Consider the following 17,758-nt stretch of genomic DNA (forward strand, 5'->3'; position numbering starts at 1 on the left):
AATCTCCATGTCGACTCTGATGCGCGCTCCGCGCGAATGCGGTTCATGGTTCTGGGATCTTGACGAAGTAGCTGCTCCTGGCCTGGAATCCGCACTGGCCATGGCGGCGAGAATGGCAGACGTCCTCGGAAAGCATGAGCTTCTGACGCCGCACAGGCTGGAATATGACTGGTATGTGCTCGACTCCGGAGGCATCGACATCACGACCAGCTTGGCGTTGACGGTTCCATTGGGGGACCCTCGTCTCCCGGAACGAGTTCTCCGCAGTCGGCCTTCGGGCTTCCCGGACGCCGAAGTCGATGACATTCACGTCGTGGGAACGGGGACCTGGATCGACTCCCAAGGAAAAACCCACCGCGAACCTCGGCTGGTTGATCTGTCCGTCTCCCCCGCCCCCGTGGGCCTCTCTGCCGAACTTGCCGTCCATCACGACGTCTGGGGCTGGTTCGACTTCGCAGGCCGACCACACCCCGATGTGCATCAACACAATGCTCCGCGGCTCGCGGCGGCTCTACAGGATCTCAATTCATCGCTCGGCGTGAAGGGCGAGCCGGGGGAGGTCACTTACTTCGGCTTTGCCACGGAGCTCGGTATCGGAACGCCCGACGCACTCGATGACGGCTCCGGCCCCGACGTCACCGACAGGCTCTGACCTGGCAGGCAGGTGGGGTGCCAAGAGGCGGAAGCCCGCCAGAAAAGGGCAACCTGGCCTAGTCGGACGTTGGCCATTCAACTCGCCCGGGCCCCTCAAGGGTGGCGATATCGGCGAGAGATCCACTAGAGGAGAAAGTCAGTGGTCACGAACGTTTCCCGGCCTCCGCAAGAAGGTCGAGTCGGAGTGCCTGCCCCTGTACCTGCTGAAGCGCAGCTGGCTCGGTGAGTTCGAGACGTGACAGCCCAGGATTACGACAGCCAATTGCTGGAGTCGGTGTCCGTACGGCGCCGGCGGCTTCGGGATGCCTTGTTGTTCGGGGCGCAGCGGCAGCGGCGGTCGGTGGATGAGCGGGTGGGGAAGGTGTTCGCCGGGGTGGTGATCGCCGCGGTGTTGTGTGCGGGCTGCGTGGGGTGGTCGTTCGTGTCACACCGCATCATCGGGAAGAGCCCCTATGGGCGTTCTGTGCAACCGTCGCCGAGGTTTTCCTCGCAGCCCACATCACCCTCCGTGACCTCTTCTTTTCGATGATAGGTTCGAACGCGTGATATCTGCGGGGGCCGTGAGTCGTGCGGCGACGAGTGGGCGTACGGCGTTGAGTCGGGTCACTTTGGTCGGTGAACGGCGGCGGGTCGACCTCGTACTGCCGTCCCGGGAACCCATCGGTCTGCTGCTGCCGGAGGTCATGCGGTTGCTCGACGACCGTGTGGCGGGACGGCCCGAGCTGCGGCATCTCGTCACCGCGGACGGTTCCGCGCTCGCGCACGACAGCACGTTGGAGTCGGCCGGAGTGCCGGACGGTGCGGTGCTGCGGTTGGTGCGGGCCGAGGACGCACCGTCGGCGCCGGTGGTGCACGACGTCACCGATGAGGTTGCCGAGGATCTTGACGTACGCGCCTGGCGGTGGCGGCCTGCCGCGCGGCGGCTCGTGGCGGGGCTCGCGACCGTCGGTTGGGCGACCGTCGGTGGATTCTTCGGCCGGAGCGCGTACGCGCACACGGCCGTCGCCGGAGCGCTGCTGGCCGTCGCCGCTGTATCGGCTCTCGGTGGGGCTCTTCTCGGGCGGGCGAAGCGGCGGGCCCTGGCCGCCACGTTGATCGCCACCGCCGGAGTGCTCGGCGTACTGGGCGTGTGGACCCTGGCCGACGCCCATGCCTGGTCGGGTGCGATGCGGCTGGCGGGTGTGACCGTGGCCGCCGTGATGACGCTCGTCCTGCTCGGCTGGTTCACGTCTCTGGGGCGCGGTGGGCTGGTCGGGGCCGCTGCCGTGAGCGCTGTGGGGATCGGCTGGGAGGCCGCCGTGGCGCTGCAGGCGGGTGCGGGGACGGTGACGGCCCAGGCACGTGCGGGGACACTGCTCGCGGTCGGGTCGGTGATCGTGCTCGGTGTGCTGCCGCGGCTGGCGCTGATGGCGTCGGGGCTGTCCGGCCTCGACGACCGTCGCTCGGGCGGCCTGTCTGTCAGCAGATATCAGGTATCGGCGGCCCTCACAGCCACGCATCGCGGCCTGGCGCTCGCCACGATCACGACGGCCGTTTCGACGGCGGTGGCGGGTGTACTCGCGCTGAGGTCGTCGTCGGTGTGGACCGTGCTGCTCGCCGCCGTCACGACTGTGGTGCTCACCCTGCGGGCGCGCGCCTTCCCGCTGGTCGCGGAGGTCGTGGTGCTGCTGGCTGCCGCGGCCACCCTGACCGTGCGGCTGCTGTCGGTGTGGTTGGAGCGGTCCGGCGCGGCGGGCCCGCTGACCGTGCTCGTCGCGCTCGCGATGGTGCCGTTGGTGGTGCTGGCGGTGCAGCCGGCCGAGCATGTACGCGTGCGGCTGCGGCGTGCCGGTGACGCACTCGAATCGCTGGGCGTGATCGCGCTGTTCCCGCTCCTTCTCGGGGTGTTCGGCGTGTATGGGCGACTGCTCGACACTTTCGCTTAGGGGGAGGGTGGCATGGCGCAGGGAGGGGACTGGCAGCGCGATGTGCTACGGCAGTTGGGGCAACCCGATGCCGGAGCCCGGCAGACCGTTACCCCTGCTCAGTCGTCCGAGCCCACCCCGCCGCTGCGCCTGGTGCACCCCGAATCGCAGGCCGGCCCGGCCCCGGGTGTCGGCCTGATGCAGGAAGCCGCCGCATCGCAGGCCGATCCGCGTCTCGGTCCAACAGCCGAAGCCGCCGAACCGCGCCCGAACCTCCCGGCTCACCCTGGTGACCCACGTGTGCACCACTACGTGCAGCCCCCGAAATCGGCGCCCGCGTCCCAACCCGCACCGCGGCAGCCCCGCGACCCCCGCATCCCCGTGCCCACCCCGGAATCCGTTCCCACGGTCGACCCTCGCCTCGCCCGTGCCCTGGGTCGCCCACAGCACGGGGACTCCGTGGCCCGGCGCACCGGACGCTCGCTGCGCAAGCTCACCGCGTCGGCCGCCCAGGAAGTGGCCGAACAGACACGAATCGCACGGGAGTTGCAGCAGCCGGTCACCACCGGGCGGGTGATCGCGGTGACGTCGATCCGCGGCGGTGTGGGCAAGTCCACCGTCTCCGCGCTGCTGGGCCGGACCTTCAACCACTACCGGCACGACCCGGTGCTCACGCTGGAGGCCGACGCCGCGCTGGGCACCCTGCCGGTGCGGATGGGCGCGGACTCCGTGCGCTGGGCATGCGCTGACCTGGCACGGATACTGAATCCGTCGATGCAACTGACCGACGTCACCGGCTACTTGGTGCCTGTGACCGATGGTGGCTGGCTGCTGCCCGCCGGCCAGGGCCGGGTCGGCGCCCCGTTGGACGTGCGGACGTACCGCACGGTGACACTGGCGCTGCGGCGGTATTTCGCGGTGACGGTGGTGGACTGCGAGACCCTGCCGGGCGAGGTGGCGCGTACCGCGATGGACACCGCCCACGCGCGGGTGGTGGTCGCGCCGTTGACCGCGGAGGGCGTGGGCGGCACCCGCCAGGTCCTGGACTGGCTGGCCCAGCTTCCGCACTCCGCCCTCGCTTCCACGGTGGTCGCGCTCACCGCCGGCTCTCCCGACATGGTTCTGGACGTGAAGGCGGCCACCGCGCATCTGCGAGAGACCGGAGTCACCGTCATATCCCTCCCCTACGACCGTCACCTGGCCGGAGGCGGTCCCATACGCGCCGACCTGCTCGGCCAGAGCACGCGGGACGCCACCGTCAGGCTTGCCGCCGAGGTAATGCAGCGCGCGACGAGGGTGCGATGACCATGAACCACGCCGCAGGACCCGTACGAGAAAGGGCCCGGTCGTGACCCAGCACCAGATCCACCGGCCCGCGCGCTCGACCCACCCCCTCGAGCCGGCCCAGCCGCGCACGATCGAGGCGCCGCCCAACCTGCCCGAGGGCAAAGCGGGAAACGCGGCGACCGCGCTGCTGCCCATGGCCGGCGTCATGGGCTCGGTCATCATGATGACCATCATTCGCAACAGCCAGTTCGCCGCGCTCGGCGCGATCGTGCTGGTCTTCGCGCTGCTCGGGGCAGTGGCCCTGTTCCTGTCCCAGCGCGGCAAGGCCCAACGCGCTCGGCGTATCCAGCGCGAGCGGTATCTGGAGTACCTGGAAGAACTGCGTGAGGAGTTCGGCGCGGGCGAGCGGGAGCGGCGAATGGAGGCGCGGGTGCTCAATCCGCCACCGGAGGCGCTGTACGACCTGGTGCGCGATCCGGCGCGGCTGTGGGAGCGGCGCCGCGAGGACGCGGACTTTCTGCGGGTGCGGGTGGGCACCGGGGATGTGCCGGTACAGGAGCTGGCCGTCGGCCAGAACAGCACCGGCGGGGTGCTGACCCCGCCGGACCCGTTCATGCTCAACGAGGCCCGTGCGCTTCTGGCGCGGTACTCGGTAGCCAGTGACTGCCCGTTGACGGTGCCGCTGGACCGGGCGGGCAACGTCAGCATCGTCGGGGACCGGGAGGGTGTGCTGCGGGTCGCTCGGGCGCTGCTGATCCAAACCGCGGTCGCCCACGCCCCGGACGATGTCGTCGTCGCGCTCGGTATACCCGGCGAGCGGTTGGCCGACTGGGCGTGGGCCAAGTGGCTGCCCCACGTCCTCGACCCGCAAGAGCACGACGGCCCGGTCGCCGCCCGCCGGATCGCGCCGAGCCTTGTGCAGTTGGCCCAACTGTGCCGCCACGAGCTGGGGCAGCGGGCCTCGTACGCGGCGGAGGTGCGCCGGGGGCTGTCGGACCGGAACGCTCTTCGGATGACCAGCCGGCTCCTGGTCGTCAGCGACGAGTACGGGGAGACGGCCACCGAACTACCCAGGCCCGACACGGCCGTCGATCTGCAGGAGATGGGGGCCACGGTGCTTCACCTGTTGGAGCAGCAGGTGCACGAGCCCGACCAGGTGAGTGTCCGCATCACCGTCGCCTGCGACCGGATCGCTGTAGAGGACCTGCGGGAGCCCTCGGCGGTGACGCAGGGCACATCGGACCCGGTCAGCGCTGCGGGCGCCGAGGGCCTGGCGCGGCTGCTGGCCCCCTTGCGGCTGTCGGCGGAGTCCGCGGCCGAGGGCACCCCCGTCTCCGGACCGGTGGATTTCACGGGGCTGCTCGGCATCGAGGACCCGGCGGCGCTGGACGTGCCCCGGATGTGGGCGCCCCGCGGCGAGCGGGACTTCCTGCGCGTGCCGATCGGGTTGACGGACCGCCATGAGCCTGTACTGCTGGACCTGAAGGAGTCATCCGAGCTCGGCATGGGCCCGCACGGGCTGTGCGTGGGCGCGACCGGTTCCGGCAAGAGCGAGCTGCTGCGCACCCTCGTCCTCGCGCTGACCGCCACCCACTCTCCCGAGGACCTGTCCCTGGTCCTGGTCGACTACAAGGGCGGCGCCACCTTCGCCCCCTTCACCGAACTCCCGCACGTGGCCGGGGTGATCACGAACCTGGAGAACCAGGCCGGACTCGTCGAGCGCGTCCACACCAGCCTCGCCGGCGAGGTCAAGCGCCGCCAGCAGGTACTCAAGGACGCCGGCAACATCGCCGACATCGGCCACTACGCGGCCCTGCGCGCCCAACGGCCCGACCTGGAACCTCTGCCGCACCTGTTTGTCGTCATCGACGAGTTCGGGGAACTGCTCACCGCCAAACCGGACTTCATCGACCTGTTCCTCTCCATCGGCCGCATCGGCCGCTCCATCGGCGTGCACCTGCTGCTGTCCAGCCAGCGCATCGAGGGCGGCAAACTCAAGGGCCTGGACACCTACCTGTCGTACCGGCTGGGATTGCGGACCTTCTCCGCGGACGAGTCGCGCACCGTGCTGGACACCACCGACGCCTTCCACCTGCCACCGCTGCCCGGCTTCGGCTATCTGAAGGTCGACACCTCCACGTACAAGCGCTTCAAGGCGGGCTACGTCTCCGGCGCCTACCGCGGACCCGCGCTGCGCGAGCAGCAGGACGACGCGCCGCTCGCCTGGCCGTACCCCACCTTCAACACCCTAGCCGTGCCCCGGGCGGAGGCCTCGGAGAAACCCGCCGCCACCACACGCGAGACCGGCCCGACCGTGATGTCCGTGATGGTCGACCAACTGGCTGCAGCCGCAGCTCCCGTGCGCAGAATCTGGCTGCCACCGCTACCGGACGCCGTCACACTGGACGCGGCCGCCGGGCCGGTCCAGGTGAGTGAGCGCGGGCTGCAACTCGCCGTCAGGCAGGCAGGTGCCATGCGCGTACCGCTGGGCGTGCTCGACGATCCTGCCCGGCAGTGGCAGGGCCAGTGGATGCTGGACCTGACCGTCGCCGGCGGCCACGTCGCCGTCATCGGCGGCCCGCAGTCGGGCAAGACGACGTTGCTGCGCACCCTGGCCCTGTCACTGGCCACGACCCACACCCCGTACGACGTCGCGGTATACGGCCTGGACCTGGTCGGCGGCGGGCTGTCCGCGCTAGCCGGGTTGCCGCATGTCGGCGGCATCGCCGGGCGTGCCGACCACGAACGCGCCGCACGCACCGTCGCTGAGGTCCGCGGCATGCTCGCCGAACGCGAGGAGCTCTTTCGCGCCCACGGCATCGACTCCGTCGACCAGCTGCGCCACCTGCGCGGTACGGGTCGGCTGCCCGAACTCGGCTCCACCGACGTCGTACTGCTCATTGACGGATTCGGCGCACTGCGCGACGAGTTCGCCGAACTCGACGACACCGTGACCGGCCTCCTCAAGCGCGGCGGCGGCTACGGCATCCACATCGTCGCCGGCATGCTGCGCTGGAACGACGTCCGCATCGCCACCCAGTCCATGTTCGGAGCCCGCGTCGAACTGCGCCTCAACGACCCGGCCGACTCCTCCGTCGACCGCAAGCTGTCCGAGACGCTCTCTTCCGACACCCCGGGCAGGGTCCTGACCGACGCCAAGCTCTTCGCCCACGTCGCCCTGCCCCGCATCGACGCGCAACCGTCGAGCGGCGGCCTCGGCCCGGCACTGGAGGAGGCCGCACGCAGCATCCGCGCCACCTGGCACGGCGAACTTGCCGCTCCCATCCGGGTATTGCCGACCCGACTGCCCGCAGATCGGCTGCCGTCCCTGATGTCCGAGCCGAAGAAGATCCCCATCGGCGTCGACCAGGACGCCCTCGCCCCCGCCCTCATCGATCTCTTCGGGGCCGACCAGCACCTGTTGATCCTCGGCGACAACGAATGCGGCAAGACCAACCTGCTCAAGCTCATTACCGATCAGCTCGTCGCGCGCTACTCCGACGAGGAACTGGTCTTCGGTGTCTTCGACCCGCGCCGCGGCCTGCGCGGAGTGATCCCGGAGCCGTATCGCGGCGGCTATGCCCACAACGCCAAACTCGCCGCCGCACTGGCCACCGGCATCGGCACCGAACTGGAAAAGCGCCTGCCGGAGACGGCCGATCCCGATGCGCTCACCACCGAACCCGCCTTCACCGGACCGCGGATCGTGATCCTGGTCGACGACTACGACATCCTCACCACCGCCGGGCAGCAGCCTCTGGCGCCCTTCCTGCCGTACATCTCCTCTGCCCAGGACGTCGGCCTGCACTTCGTCATCGCCCGCCGCGTCGCCGGCTCCTCCCGGGCGCTGTACGAACCGCTGCTGACCACCGTGCGCGAAACCGGCACCACCGCCCTCGTCATGACCGGCGACCGCACCGAGGGCCAGCTCTTTCCCGGCCTATACGCCTCCGCACAACCGCCCGGCCGCGGCACCCTCGTCCGCCGCGGACGCCACCACCAGCTCATCCAGACCGCCCTCGCCACCGAAGAGACCGAGGAAGTCCCGCGCTCGTGACCAAGGACGTCATCGCTCTCACCCCGAAGATGCCCGATACCTGGGCCCTGCTGGCCGGGCTGTACGCGGGCGGTCCCGGCCTCGACGTCTCGGCGACGGCAGACGGCGCGGTCATCCAGCTATGCGGTCACGGAGGCCGCCCCCTCGTGTCCGTCGAGGCACCGGTACTCGTCCAAGTGCCGGGCGAGGCCCGACGGCTCCTCGGCATCGACGTGCCCGTACCGTTCTGGTGGACCGAGGCCCGCGCGTCGACGGCGGTCCCCGAGGCGGCACGCCTCGCCGGATCAGTCTGCGGACGTCTCAACGCACTGCTGGGCGGCACTACTTGGCCGTCGGCCACGGCCACCACCGAGGTCGTCGACACCGACGCCGTTGCGGCATCCGGCGCCGACCAACCCGCCGTAGACGTACTGACCGACAGCACCGCGGTCGTCCTCATCGACCGCCCCGTGGTCGCCCTGACCTCCTGGCTCTCGGAAGTCCTCCGTACCACTTCCGCAGCCGGCCGCGCTCTGCAGATCGTCACACCACCCCACGTACGACTGAGCTGCCCCGCCCGCACCACACTGGCCCAGGTCCCCAACCGATGGGTCGTCCAGGACCCGGCCTGTGGCTACTACGACGGCCTCTCCGGTGCCGCACTGCGCTGGCAGGACGGTACGTTCACGCCCGACCTCACGGGGGACGGCAGGGCCACCGTGGCAGATGCCTTCACCAGCGTCACACCGTCCAGCGAACGCCAGCTCATCATCGCGTTCCGCACCCTGCACCCCGCCGACGAACAGCTTATGCTCGGCCGCGCATTGGAAGCGGCCTGGCAGTCCCTGACCGGCACCGCCCCCGCCGGCTGGGGCACCGCAGAACCGGTCAACCTCCCTTGGCGCCCACGCCAGTTGACGGACCTCGCACGCAGCCGGGTCCCGGGGCCCACCCAGCTGATCGCGATCGGGCACCCCGACCGCCCGTCCTTCGCCACTCTGCGCGTGACCCGCACGACCACGGGCGTGGAGGAGGACGTCCACCTCACCCTCGGCTACAGCAAGGACGAGACCGCACCACTGGACGCGATCAAGCCTCTCGCCGAGGCACTCGTCACCGACCACCACCTGACCACCATGCTCACGTCACTCCGCCAGGCTCGCCGCGACCTCACCACCCCTCCCCACCTGGAAGCCCCGCCCATCCCCCACTCCTTCACCCTGGGCCCCAAAGACGTACGCGACATCGGCCTCACCCACGCCCGACGCCCACCCCTCGACCTCCGGCCGACTCAACTCGGGCCCGCCGCCCAGCCCGCACTCCACTACCCACTCGGCGACGGCGCCGGTGCCGACCATGCCTGGACGACTCTCCGGCGACTTGCTCAACATCTCAAGCAAGCGTGAGGTAAGAAGGTCATGCGGATCGCCGCCTCGAAGCGGAGCAACGGAGGCACCGGCAGCTCGCTGAAGCCCGCCGAGGCGGCCGAGGGAGCCAACCGCGACCTGCAGGCGCGGGGCGAACCCGAGGAAGCCGGTCGTCAGGCGCGCTGGGCGCACGGGCCGGCGGCGAAGCGAACGCCCCCGGCCGAAACAACATTTGACGGCCCCCCATCCACAAGTCCCACCCGAAACCCGCGCGCCACCAACCGCCACGCCACCGCACCGCCCGGCCGGGCCGAACCCGCCCAATCCCCTCCTCGTGATCCACACGCTGATCTAGGATGGCGAGCACCATCTCAGCGGCCCGACGGGCTTCCTGATCCACCTGCCCGGCGGACACCGGAGGACATGCCCCCACCCGCACGAGTCTTCTTCGTGCTGCCTGGGGCCGTTTTCTTGCTGTTCCGCCGCGGCGTTCGTGGCCGCCCGCATCCTCGAAGGGTCGCTGGCACTGCATCTGACCGAGAACTTCCGTCACCAGCACGGCCGGAGGGCCGCACCGGCAGAGATACGGTCCTGGGAACGCAGCCTGCCCGCGCTCGCCAACGCCCTCATCGAGGCCGGACTCGACAACGTCGAGGTTCTCGTCGACTACAGCCTGCCTCTCACCAGCAAACGGCCCGACGCCGTGCCGGCCGGCGTCCCCATGCTCAACCGGGTCAAGCAAGTGCGGGGCTACTGCGAATTGCCCGGTTCAGGTCGCTGGTCTGGTCGCCCTCGTCGTACGTCTCCTGTGACTCCGTCACCGTCATCTGCCACCGCCCCGCAATCCCGCGCGCCCCACCAGGTCACGGCCGACATCCCGTACAGGACACCGTCCGTACAGGTACACACACCCTCCGTAGCATTCCCTGGGCAGGGTGGAGCGCGGCGGCAACGCTCAGTGACATGAAGTCAGAAATCTCCACCCAGCGGTTTACTCAGCTCCTCAGCGCCGCGTCTCGTGGTGCCCGCCTCGCCCGATTGCTTGCCGTGCAGCAGCTCAGCGAGTGGGGCTGGCCGCCCAGCCGTACGGTCAGCGAGTCCGCGACGCATCGCCGAGTTGGCGGCGAACGCGGTGTCGCACGGACGCGTAAAGGGACGAGCATTCCGACTCGCGCTCGCTGTCGCGGCCTCGGACACGCTCCGTATCGAAGTTACCGATCCGCGAGGCGACCGTCGCCCCATGGCTCGGCTTACGGCCAGTCCCACCGACGAGACAGGTCGCGGTCTGCTCATCGTCGACGCACTGACTGCCCGGTGGGGCACTGAGTCGTGGCCGCCGTCCGGCAAGGCCAGGCCATAGCCCAGAGTGGCAGACGAGTCGGGCTGTACGCCGGGTTCTGTCACCCGGTCGCCTCGCGGCGGCCGGGGAGACGGCCATCCATCTAGGACCGACGTTGCCGTCGGCCTCGTGCGGTCTACCCGCGGACTCGGGCGGGCAGCCCTCGAACGTCCGCGCAGAGACGCCTTTTACAGCGGCTCCTCTTGACCTTGCTCCGGGTGGGGTTTACCTAGCCGCCTGAGTCGCCTCAGGCGCTGGTGGTCTCTTACACCACCGTTTCACCCTTACCGGGAACCAGAGTTCCCGGCGGTCTGCTTTCTGTGGCACTGTCCCGCGAGTCACCCCGGGTGGCCGTTAGCCACCACCCTGCCCTGTGGAGCCCGGACGTTCCTCGGGAAGGTCCACAAGAACCTCCACGCGGCCGTCCGCCCGGCTCGTCTGCCGTATCGACCATGGTACCGGGCGTGCGGCGCGCCTCGGTCCGGCCGTCGCCGTCGCCAGGACCGAGCCCGCCAGGATGAGGGCGAAGGCCGCGAGGACGCCGGGGGTAAGGCTTTCGTCGAGGAAGACGGCGCCGGCCGCCACCGCGACCGCCGGGTTGACGTACGTGATCACCGTCGCTCTCGTCGGGCCCGCCTCCTTGATGAGTTCCAGGAAGGCGACGAAGGCGACCGCCGTGCAGATGACGCCCAGGCCGGCGAGGGCGGCCAGGACCTGCCCGGACGGGACCGTCTCCGGCCGGGTGGCGGCCGCGGCGGGGGCGTAGACCAGCGCCGCCAGGGCCAGGCAGGGCGCCGTGAGGTGGAGCGAGGGCACGTCCTTCAGATGGCGGGCCGCGATCACCGGTGCCGTCGCGTAGCCGACGACCGTGAGCAGCACCTCGGCCAGGGAACGGGCGTCGCCGCCGGTCAGGTGCGGGACGGTGAGGACCGCGACGCCGGACATCCCGAGGGCGAGGCCCGTGACGCGGCGGGCGCCGAGCCGTTCCGTGTCGCCGAGGAGGCGGGCGGCGAGCACACCGACGATGGGGACGCCCGCGATCAGCAGGCCCGCCGTGGAGCTCGACAGATGGCGTTCGGCGTCGGTCAGGGTCCACCAGGGGCCGATGATCTCGATGCACGCGAACGCCAGCATGGGGCGCCAGTGGGTGCGGACGTTGCGGGCCAGGCCGCCCTGGCGTATCGCGAAGGGGAGCAGCAGCGCGGCGCCGAGCGCACAGCGCGTGAACACCACCGCGGACGGGGACACGGCGTCCACCGCCACCTTGATCATCAGGTAGGGGATGCCCCAGACCACTCCCATGAGGGAGAAGAGAAACCAGCCGCGTGCAGTCATGCGGGCAGTGTCGGCCGCCCGGCCCTCAGGAGTCTTGAACGCTGTTGCGGTACGCCGTCGCCGCCACGCTCGCCCGGTACGCCGCAGGCGTCACGCCGAGCACCCGCCGGAACCAGCGGGTCAGGTGCGCCTGGTCGGCGAAGCCCACGAGGGGGGCGACCTCGGCGGGGCGCAGACCGGAGTCCAGCAGCCCGCGGGCACGGTTCACCCGGTACTGGGCCAGCCAGGCGTACGGCGGTATCCCCGTGGCCGTGCGGAAGGCGCGCAGCAGTTGGTAGCGGGACAGGCCCAGGTCGGCGGCGAGCGCGGCGAGCGAGGGGGGTTCCTGGAGTTCGTCGGCCAGGCGGTCCCGTACCGCGCGGGCTATGTGGGCCGCCCCGGAGACCGTGTCGCATGCCGCGCGGGCCGTGGAGTGGCGGCGGGCGAGTCCCGTGAGCAGCCAGGGGAGGACGGACTCGGCTTCCAGGGGATCGGGGCAGGCGCTGAGTTCGGTGTGGGCGGCGCGGAGCGCGGCGGCCAGTTCGGGGTCGTCGAGGAGCGGCTCGCGGAAGTGCGGGGGGCCGCCGAGGGTGCCGTCGGCGAGCAGGGAGGGCTCGGCGTACAGGGCGCGGTAGGCGTAGCCGTCGGTGGCGTTGCCGGGGCCGCCGGTGTGCATCTCGCCGGGGGCCAGGACGACGATGGAGCCGGGCCCGGTGCGGATGTGGCCGCCGCGGTAGTCGATGATCTCGGACCCGCCGACGCAGACGCCGATGGTGAACTCCTCGTGGGCGTGCGGGGCGTAGACGTGCCGGTCGAACCGGGCGGTCAGGAGGTCGAGCGGCGGCCCGCAGCGCCCCAGCCGTGCCCTGGTCCACAACGCCTGTTCACGTCCGCCCACCGCGCACCTCCCTGGCGGGTGCAACGCCTGGAGGACCCGTTTCCATGCCGCGGGCGGGTGTCCGGATCGCGGCGTGGGCGAAGGGGGGCGGGCGGCTGCGCGCAAGACCGCGCGGGCGGTCAGAGGAAGTCCGACGTGTCCAGTTCGAAGGCGAACGGCTCCGGGAGGGCGAGTGCCTTGCCGAAGGGGAGCGTGCAGAGCTGCCGGTAGTCATCCTTCTCGGGGTCACTGAAGAGCGTCAGTGCGGAGGCGTCGCGGTCGATGAGCAGATAGAGCGGGATGCCGCCGCGCGCGTAGCAGCGGCGTTTGGCCTCTCGGTCGGCCTCTGGTTTGGTGGACGTGACTTCGACGACCATGGCGACGCCCTCGCAGGGCATCCAGGCGTCGGCGCCACGGAAGAGGCGCAGGTGCGCGGGTGCGAAGGTCGCGTCCGGGATCGCGTGGTTCTTCGGGCAGGCACCCCCGCTCTTCAACTTCAGTCCCTTGTTTCCGGAGACGTCCATGTCCGTCCGGGACCGTCTGATCACCTGCTTCACGATCAGATTGATGTAGTCCTCGTGGTCCCCGTCCGGCGGCGGCGTCACGACGATCTCCCCCTCGATCAGTTCCGCCCGGAAACCCTCCGGGGTGTCCAGGGCGAGAAAGCCCTCCAGCAGGACCTCCGCCTGCGTGAGCGGCTCGTGTGCCATGGCAGTCATGTCACGCCCCTCCTTCGGTCGATCGCCAGACTGGGACATCGGGGGATCACCCGTCCATGAGATCGGGAACTGTTCCCTCGATCGTGGCACACGATCAAGGGCGCCGTCAGGGTTGGCCCGCCGGGCACTCACGCGGGCGCGAAGAGCACCTTCGCCGCGCCCGGGTCCGCCTGGGTGAGCCGCACCCGCAGCCGCTCCCCCAGCGGCAGCCGGGCCGTGCCGCCCGCGATCCGGGCGAAGACCGCCGGGGACTCCAACTGCACGGTTCCGACGGTGGGTTCGTCCTCCTGCACGTCGACCACGCAGCCCTCGAAGATGTCGCCCACCCGGTCCTTGAGCAGCGCGGCCTCCACGATGTCCACGCACTCGCGCTCGACGGTGGCCGCGCGCCTGGCGCCGTCGGCCATCTGCCCGGGGAGGTCGTCGAGGGCCGCGAGAACCCATTCGGGGGGCGGCTGATCCGCGGCCGCCGCGAGGCAGAGCTCCGAGGCGTAGCGGTCGGCGAGGCGGCGCAGGGGGGCCGTGCAATGGGCGTAGGGCGCGGCCACGGCGGCGTGCAGGGTGACCTCGGGAAGGACGCCGTCCCGGAACACCGTGTAGCCCGCGCCGCGCAGCAGCGTCGTGCACTCCTGGAGGAAGGCCGCGTGGTGCGGCCAGTGCGGGTCGAGGGCGCGGATGAGCTCCGCGTACGAGACATGGTGCGGCCAGTCGATGCGGAGGGCCTTGGCCGTACGGCGCAGACGGCCCACCGCACCGTCCGGGGCGGCGGGCAGCGTACGCAGGACGCCCGTGCCGTGCGAGAGCATCAGCTCGGCCGCCGCCATCCCGGTGAGCAGGGAGAGCTGCGCGTTCCAGCCCTCGGCGGCGAGCGGGGCCCGGTAGACGAGTTCGTACGTCCCGTCCTCGTCGCGGATTTCCTGCTCGGGGACGCTCAGCGAGATGCCGCCGCGCTCGACCTCCAGTCGCTCACGGGCCTCCCCGATGTCCCTGAGGAGGGCCAACGGCTCCTCGGCCTTCCCCTCCCCGATCTGCTTCTGCACCTGCGTGTAGTCGAGCTTGGCGCGGCTGCGTACGAGGGCACGGCGTACGTCGGTCGCCTCCGTACGGCCGTCCGAGTCGAGGTCGAGCGTCCACAGCACGGCCGGGCGGGTCTCGTCCGGGAGCAGACTGCCGACCCCTTCGGAGAGCTGAGGCGGGTGCAGCGGGACCTTCTCGTCCGGGAAATAGAGGGTCATGACGCGTCGGTGGGCCTCGGCGTCCAGGGCGCCGCCCGGTGCGACGAAGGCGGCGACGTCGGCGATGGCGTACCGGACGCGGTAGCCGCCCTTCTTGCGTCGCTCGAGGTGCATCGCCTGGTCGAGGTCGGTGGACGTCCGGGGGTCGATGGTGAAGAGGGGGATGCCCGTCGCGTCGTAGGTGGGCAGACGGGGTGGCCGCGCGGCCTCGGCGAGGACGTCGGGCGGGAAGCTCTCCGACACCCCCAGATCGGTCCGCAACGCGCGGAGGGCGGCTCGCAGCGGAGCCTCCGGTGCACCGGTGACACGGATGTGGCGGCGAGGCATACGGCGAGCGTAGGACGCGCTCCTTCACCCGGCACCCCGAGTGCACCCGGCCGCCCGGGTTCGTCCGGTGTCCCGAGTCCGCAAGGCACTCCGAGTCGCAAGGCACTCCGAGTCGCAAGGCACTCCGAGTCCACTCGGCCCCCGAGTTCGCCCGGCACCCCAAGTCCGCAAGGCACCCCGAGTCCGCAAGGCACCCCAGGCCACCCAGCACCGCTAATTCACCCGACACCCCGAGCGCTTAGGCTGGCGCCGGGCCACACTGCCGTTAGGAGAACCACACCGTGCTCGTGCTGCTGCCGCCCTCCGAAGGCAAGGCGCCCTCCGGCCGGGGAACCGCGCTGAAGCTGGACTCGCTGTCCCTGCCGGGACTCACCGAGGCGCGCCAGGCGGTTCTCGACGAACTGGTCGAGCTGTGCGCGGCCGACGAGGAGAAGGCCCGTGAGGTGCTCGGACTCAGCGAGGGCCTGCGTGGCGAAGTCGCGAAGAACGTGGGCCTGCGGACGGCGGGCGCGCGTCCGGCCGGGGAGATCTACACGGGCGTCCTGTACGACTCCCTGGACCTGGCCTCCCTGGACACGGCGGCGAAGCGGCGGGCGGCGCGTTCGCTGCTCGTGTTCTCGGGGCTGTGGGGCGCGGTCCGGGTGACCGACCGGATCCCCTCGTACCGCTGCTCGATGGGCGTCAAGCTGCCCGGGCTCGGGGCGCTGGGCACGCACTGGCGTACACCGATGGCCAGCGCACTGCCCGAGGCGGCCGGCGACGGGCTCGTGCTGGACCTGCGGTCCTCGGCCTACGCGTCGGCGTGGAAGCCCAAGGGCGAGCTCGCGGGGCGAACGGCGACGGTGCGGGTGCTGCACTCCCAGCTGGTGAACGGGGTCGAGAAGCGTTCCGTCGTCAGCCACTTCAACAAGGCGACCAAGGGCAAGATCGTACGCAGCCTGCTCAGCGCGGGCGCGGCGCCGAAGGGCCCGGCGGAGCTGGTGCAGGCGCTGCGGGACCTCGGGTACGCGGTGGAGGCAGAGGCTCCCGGCAGGGCGGGCAGGCCGTGGGCACTGGACGTGGTGGTGACGGAGATCCACTGACGTACTTCCCCTTGCGGGTCGCGAGCGCGGCGTTACGAAACGTGAGCGCGGCGTTACGGACCGCGCGCGGCCCGGCAGGGGTTGCGGCCGGGTCCGCGGGGGCGACACGCCCCAGGTCGCGACGCGGGCCGCGAGCGCGCCTCGGCCTGGGGACCGACGTCGCGGTCCGCTCCGCGAGCGCCGCTCGGTCGAGGCGTGGCGCCCCGTCGGCACGGGTCACCCGGGATTCATTGCAACATATGCAACGGCCTTTGCGTATGTTGCATACCCCCGGCAGGATGAGGCGTATGAATTCGCCGTTGCCCTCGTCTTCGCCTGCCTCCGTACTGGATCTCGCCCCCGTGATCCCCGTCGTCGTGGTCACGGACGCCGCCGACGCCGTACCCCTGGCGCGGGCGCTGGTCGCGGGCGGGCTGCCCGCGATCGAGGTGACGCTGCGGACACCGGTCGCGCTGAACGCGATCCGGGCGATCGCGGCCCAGGTCCCGGGCGCGGTGGTCGGCGCGGGCACGGTCCTGTCACCGAAGCAGGTGGCCGACTCGGTGGCGGCGGGCGCACGCTTCCTGGTCAGCCCGGGCTGGACGGACGGACTGCTCGACGCCATGCAGGCGTCCGGGGTCTCGTTCCTGCCGGGGGTGTCCACGACGTCGGAGGTCGTGGCGCTGCTGGAGCGGGGCGTGCGCGAGATGAAGTTCTTCCCGGCGCAGGCGGCGGGCGGGACGGCGTATCTCAAGTCGCTGGCGGGCCCGCTGCCGCAGGCGCGGTTCTGCCCGACGGGCGGCATCGGTTTGGCCTCCGCACCGGAGTACCTGGCGCTTCCCAACGTCGGCTGTGTGGGCGGCAGTTGGATGCTCCCGCAGGACGTGGTCGCGGGACGGGACTGGGGCCGGATCGAGGCCCTGGCGCGGGAGGCCGTGGCGCTCAGGCCGCCCCTCGGATGACGACCGCGCCGTCACCACTCGGATGACGATCGAGCCTTCGCGACTCGGATGATGACTGCGGAGGCCGCCACTCGTGCGGCAGCCTTGCCGAAGGCGGTCGCCCGGACGACGACCGCTCAGCCGCCACCCGGGTGACCACCGCTCAGGCCACCACTGGGATGACGAGCTTGCCGAAGGCCGCCCCGCTCTCGTAGTGGCGGAAGGCCTCGTGGACCTCGTCGAAGCCGTAGACGCGGTCGATGACCGGGCGCGTCCCGTGCAGCGTCAACGCCCGGTTCATGGACTCGAAGTGATCCCGGCTGCCGACGAACACCCGGCGGATCGTCGCCAGACTCGCCGCGTACGCCGCGTTGGAGATCTCGATGCCCGGCCTGCGCGGGTTGCCGGTGATCAGGAGCACGATCTGGCCGTAGAGCGCGGCGGCGCGCATCGACTGCTCGATGGTGTCGGGGCCGTTGATCTCGACGACGAGGTCCGCACCGCGACCTCCGGTCAACTCTCGCACCGTCAACCCCCATTCGGGGTTCTCCGCGTAGTTGACGACGTGGCCGCGCCGAGCTCCTTGAGACGGTCGGCCTTCGCGGCGCTCGGCGTCGTCGCGCCGCACCGCAGAGACGGCCGTCGTCCTGGCGTGGGCCACGTCGCAAAGACCGCGATGTCGTACCCGTGACGTACA

At 70.9% G+C, this 17,758-nt stretch carries 12 protein-coding genes, 1 other RNA gene and 1 pseudogene; 8 read left to right on the forward strand and 6 right to left on the reverse strand.

All coding sequences use genetic code 11. The features are described from left to right. Positions 1–7 precede the first annotated feature (7 nt). From H305_RS0113285 to H305_RS0113310, 6 genes are all read left to right on the forward strand, one after another. Positions 8–652: a hypothetical protein gene (locus H305_RS0113285; RefSeq protein ID WP_199791392.1), complete on the forward strand. Its 645-nt coding sequence runs from the start codon at positions 8–10 to the stop codon at positions 650–652. Between the two features lie 237 nt (positions 653–889). Then, positions 890–1,183 carry a hypothetical protein gene (locus H305_RS54710; RefSeq protein ID WP_078629028.1) on the forward strand — a complete coding sequence of 98 codons (294 nt, stop codon included), beginning with the start codon at positions 890–892 and terminating at the stop codon, positions 1,181–1,183. A 64-nt stretch (positions 1,184–1,247) separates the two neighbouring features. After that, a complete protein-coding gene (eccD, locus tag H305_RS0113295) occupies positions 1,248–2,579 on the forward strand; it encodes a type VII secretion integral membrane protein EccD (RefSeq protein WP_234020773.1) in 1,332 nt (443 codons plus the stop codon). 438 nt (positions 2,580–3,017) lie between these two features. Further along, entirely contained in the window at positions 3,018–3,863 is an 846-nt protein-coding gene (locus H305_RS0113300) for a type VII secretion protein (RefSeq protein WP_420708057.1), read from the forward strand. A 43-nt stretch (positions 3,864–3,906) separates the two neighbouring features. Then, positions 3,907–7,902: a type VII secretion protein EccC gene (locus tag H305_RS0113305; protein WP_028800829.1), complete on the forward strand. Its 3,996-nt coding sequence runs from the start codon at positions 3,907–3,909 to the stop codon at positions 7,900–7,902. Beyond that, entirely contained in the window at positions 7,899–9,287 is a 1,389-nt protein-coding gene (locus H305_RS0113310) for a DUF6177 family protein (protein ID WP_028800830.1), read from the forward strand. The genes H305_RS0113305 and H305_RS0113310 overlap by 4 nt, the downstream gene beginning before the upstream one ends. 1,331 nt (positions 9,288–10,618) lie before the next feature. Here the strand turns inward: H305_RS0113310 and rnpB are convergent. The 5 genes and pseudogenes from rnpB to H305_RS0113330 form a co-directional block, all read right to left on the reverse strand. Further along, an RNA gene (gene rnpB / locus H305_RS49370) (RNase P RNA component class A) lies at positions 10,619–11,024 on the reverse strand. Between the two features lie 70 nt (positions 11,025–11,094). Next, a pseudogene (locus H305_RS56360) lies at positions 11,095–11,922 on the reverse strand (DMT family transporter); the annotation flags it as partial. Between the two features lie 25 nt (positions 11,923–11,947). After that, a complete protein-coding gene (locus H305_RS0113320; RefSeq protein WP_028800832.1) occupies positions 11,948–12,799 on the reverse strand; it encodes an AraC family transcriptional regulator in 852 nt (283 codons plus the stop codon). Between the two features lie 119 nt (positions 12,800–12,918). After that, positions 12,919–13,497, reverse strand: a complete 579-nt coding sequence (locus tag H305_RS0113325; protein ID WP_037763758.1) for a Uma2 family endonuclease — start codon at positions 13,495–13,497, stop codon at positions 12,919–12,921. A gap of 128 nt (positions 13,498–13,625) precedes the next feature. Beyond that, a complete protein-coding gene (locus H305_RS0113330) occupies positions 13,626–15,059 on the reverse strand; it encodes an RNB domain-containing ribonuclease (RefSeq protein WP_028800834.1) in 1,434 nt (477 codons plus the stop codon). A gap of 281 nt (positions 15,060–15,340) precedes the next feature. Between H305_RS0113330 and yaaA the strand changes: the two genes are divergently transcribed. Both yaaA and eda read left to right on the forward strand, forming a co-directional pair. Continuing rightward, positions 15,341–16,141, forward strand: coding sequence for a peroxide stress protein YaaA (gene yaaA, locus H305_RS0113335; RefSeq protein ID WP_028800835.1), 801 nt, complete (start codon positions 15,341–15,343; stop codon positions 16,139–16,141). A gap of 287 nt (positions 16,142–16,428) precedes the next feature. Further along, a complete protein-coding gene (gene eda, locus H305_RS0113340) occupies positions 16,429–17,082 on the forward strand; it encodes a bifunctional 4-hydroxy-2-oxoglutarate aldolase/2-dehydro-3-deoxy-phosphogluconate aldolase (RefSeq protein WP_028800836.1) in 654 nt (217 codons plus the stop codon). A 142-nt stretch (positions 17,083–17,224) separates the two neighbouring features. Here eda and H305_RS54730 read toward each other — a convergent pair whose 3' ends face one another. Beyond that, positions 17,225–17,722, reverse strand: coding sequence for a zinc-binding dehydrogenase (locus tag H305_RS54730; RefSeq protein ID WP_324608094.1), 498 nt, complete (start codon positions 17,720–17,722; stop codon positions 17,225–17,227). Between the last annotated feature and the right edge of the window lie 36 nt (positions 17,723–17,758).

This window comes from Streptomyces sp. 142MFCol3.1 (assembly GCF_000424945.1).
Classification (GTDB): domain Bacteria; phylum Actinomycetota; class Actinomycetes; order Streptomycetales; family Streptomycetaceae; genus Streptomyces; species Streptomyces siamensis.

Bases quoted from the DNA above. Each gene is read 5' to 3' on its own strand.
- H305_RS0113285 (WP_199791392.1), top strand. From the start codon at position 8: ATGTCGACTCTGATGCGCGCTCCGCGCGAATGCGGTTCATGGTTCTGG.
- H305_RS0113325 (WP_037763758.1), bottom strand. From the start codon at position 13,497: ATGACTGCCATGGCACACGAGCCGCTCACGCAGGCGGAGGTCCTGCTG.
- H305_RS0113330 (WP_028800834.1), bottom strand. From the start codon at position 15,059: ATGCCTCGCCGCCACATCCGTGTCACCGGTGCACCGGAGGCTCCGCTG.
- eda (WP_028800836.1), top strand. From the start codon at position 16,429: ATGAATTCGCCGTTGCCCTCGTCTTCGCCTGCCTCCGTACTGGATCTC.